This is a genomic window from Clostridia bacterium, assembly GCA_036562685.1.
GTDB lineage: Bacteria > Bacillota > Clostridia > Christensenellales > DUVY01 > DUVY01.
Genome location: DATCJR010000121.1, coordinates 1 through 2821 on the forward strand (window position 1 = coordinate 1; position 2821 = coordinate 2821).

The window sequence follows — 2821 nt, forward strand, 5'->3', positions numbered from 1 at the left end:
CCAAGATCAGATGCATTAGCCCATGTGCTATAAACTGAAGGACGCAAATATCTTAATGTATTATTAGTTTCATCATAAGCCAAAGCAGCACTCTCATTATCCTTGTTGGTATAAACCTGCATAATAACTGAGTTGTTAAGGCTTACTTGATCTATGCTAGATAATTCAAAATCCGCAAGGTTTTGATTATAAGCTGTTACAAACAATTGAGAGAAAGATTCTTTTGTATAACCTTGAGGAACTGTTACGCTCTTTCCTAAAAGTCCAATTTTGGTCTTTAAGGTAATTTCGCTTTGCGTTCCATTTTGGTCAACATGATAACCAGACACAACTTTAGATACTGATGCATTTTTAGGTTCGGTACCTGTTGCTTGCATATAACCATTAGCAAAGTTTTGATATCTGTTACCGTCAGTAGCAACAAAGTCATCGCCTATAGGTGCGCCTAATCCCTTTGCCAAATCCTTATTGCTTCCGCCGTTTTCATAAACATAGAAGAATTCGTCTTTAATCAAAAATGCTTTGTTCATTTCAGGATTTAATGCTAATAAACTCCATCTTGCTCTGTCGCCGTTAGGATTAGAATCCCAAGGAGAAGCTACACTGTCTCCATGACGGAAGCTTTGTGCAATTATTGAAAAGCTTGTATTAACCATTGAAAAAGCATATCCGACATTAATTCCATCAGCAGCATATCTGTCATATGCTTCGCTAAAGATATCAGACATTTCTTTTGAAGTATAGCCTGTTGAATTTAATATGCTTTCAGGTGCTGCACCCAAATATCCGGCGCTGTTAGCATCTGCATCTACTTCTGTTACTGTTGTTCCGTTTACAGCTACATTTTTATATAATACTATCTGAACATTTCCTTCAACGCCAGCATTATTTTCATAGAACATATAGCCGTTTGAGAAGTTTTGATATACTGTATAATTATCGCCGTCTTCTACTCTAAAGCTGTCGCCCAAAGCTACACCGATTTTTTTATTTCCGCCGTCTTGGAATGCATTGGCAAATTTTCCGGTTACCAAACTAACTTTGTTTTCAACAGCATTATACATAAGCCATGAAACATAGTTATCTCCCCATCCGCCATAACCTGCATTCATAAATTTCAAGTCCTGCAAGGGCGCTCCGTCCCATTCTTTCCAGCCACTTCTTCTGTTTGCATTTGTAATAATTCCGTTGCTGCCTGAAATATTTGAATATGCGGCAAGTTCTCCTCTTGCATAAGCTTGTGCTAAGTCTTGTCCTGCATCATTTAATGCAGCAATTTGTGTGTTAAGAGATTCTATTTTTTGTTCTAATGCATTAGTAATCTCTTGCTTGCTTCTTCCATAAGGATAAACACCGCTGCCTTCAAAATCGCCAGTAAAACCGCTTGTTGATGCGGCAAAAAGCGTTAATCCATAAGGCAAGCTAGTTACAATTGAACCAAGCATAAGCATTAGTCCAATTAAAAAAGCTGTTACGCGTTTTTTCACCATAATTTTCTCCTCATTTTGATTTTTGTAATAATTTTGTAATAATATAGTTTGCTTAACACTATTCTTTTACTCCACCCAAAGCTACGCCATTGATAAAATACTTTTGAGCAAATACGAATAAAATCATTATCGGCACTGCCATCATTATGGACACCGCCATCAATGGTCCGTAATCAACGCGCGTAGAAGTTGTAAAGTTTTTAAAAGTCATAGTAAGCAAATAGTTTTGTTCACTGTTTAAGACGATATTAGGCCACATAAAGTTATTCCAGCCGCTTTGAAAAGTGAATATGCCTAACGTCATAAGTCCGGGTAAGACAAGAGGAATATATATCTGCAAAAATATTCTCAATTCGCTTGCACCGTCTATTCTTGCACTTTCTGCAAATTCATCAGAAATTGATGCAAAAAATTGACGCATAAAGAATATTCCATAGACACCGATAGCTCCTGGCAAAATTACTGCCCATAAAGTATCATAAAAACCTGAACCGCCTTCTCCCAAAATTGAATTGCCACCTACAAGCGGAAACTTCCAAAGAACCATAAATGTAGGAATCAATGTAATAACGCCAGGAATCATCATAGAAGTCAGCATTATATTGAAAATGAGTTTATGTCCTTTGAATCTGATTTTGGAAAATGAATATGCTGCCAAAGAGCCAAAGAACAAATTTGTAAACATACCTACAAGCGTTACAAACACGCTGTTGGAAAATATCTTAAAAAACGGCATACTGTCCAAAACAGCTTTATAGTGCTCTAAGGTAAAGCTTGTGGGATACCATTTTACAGGCAGAGCCAAAATCTCTGTTTTGTTCCTAAATGATGTAATCAAAGACCAGTAAAAAGGCAACAGCATTATGACAGCAAAAAGTATCATTATTATATATAAAACTGTTTTTGCAGCCGCTTTTTTAAATAAAGCGCTTGTATGACTATTTACAGTTTTTTGTTTTATAACATTTTCTTTTATCATATCAACCTACTTTGTAATGTCTCTATCCAGTCTTCTTACAAGAAGCGTTACCACTATAATGATTACAAATAAAACAATGGATTGTGCTGCTGCATAACCAGCCTGAGACGCTGTGTTTCCGAATGAGTTTTGCCATATCAGATAAACAGGAGTCCAAGTTGCACCGCCAGGTCCGCCTTGAGTAAGTACATATACCTGGTCATATAATTGAAACGCTCCAATCAAGGTCATAGTCAAAATAAAATACATAGTGGGCAAAATTATAGGCAAGGTTATTCTAAAAAATGTAACTGCTCTGTTGGCGCCGTCTAATTTTGCTGCTTCATACAATTGAGCAGGAATATTTTGTAAC

Annotated in this window: 3 protein-coding genes; all 3 read right to left on the reverse strand. The window is 36.5% G+C overall.

Annotation, left to right across the window (positions count from 1 at the left end):
- On the reverse strand, window positions 1-1490 hold a 1490-nt coding region (locus VIL26_05500), incomplete at its 3' end, for a hypothetical protein (GenBank protein HEY8390388.1).
- A 58-nt stretch (window positions 1491-1548) separates the two neighbouring features.
- Window positions 1549-2469 carry a carbohydrate ABC transporter permease gene (locus VIL26_05505; GenBank protein ID HEY8390389.1) on the reverse strand — a complete coding sequence of 307 codons (921 nt, stop codon included), beginning with the start codon at window positions 2467-2469 and terminating at the stop codon, window positions 1549-1551.
- A gap of 6 nt (window positions 2470-2475) precedes the next feature.
- Window positions 2476-2821 (reverse strand): sugar ABC transporter permease (locus VIL26_05510; protein HEY8390390.1); only part of this gene is annotated, 346 nt, incomplete at its 5' end.

What these genes read in the sequence shown, in the direction of transcription:
- VIL26_05505 (HEY8390389.1), bottom strand. Translation starts at nt 2,469, where the DNA reads ATGATAAAAGAAAATGTTATAAAACAAAAAACTGTAAATAGTCATACA.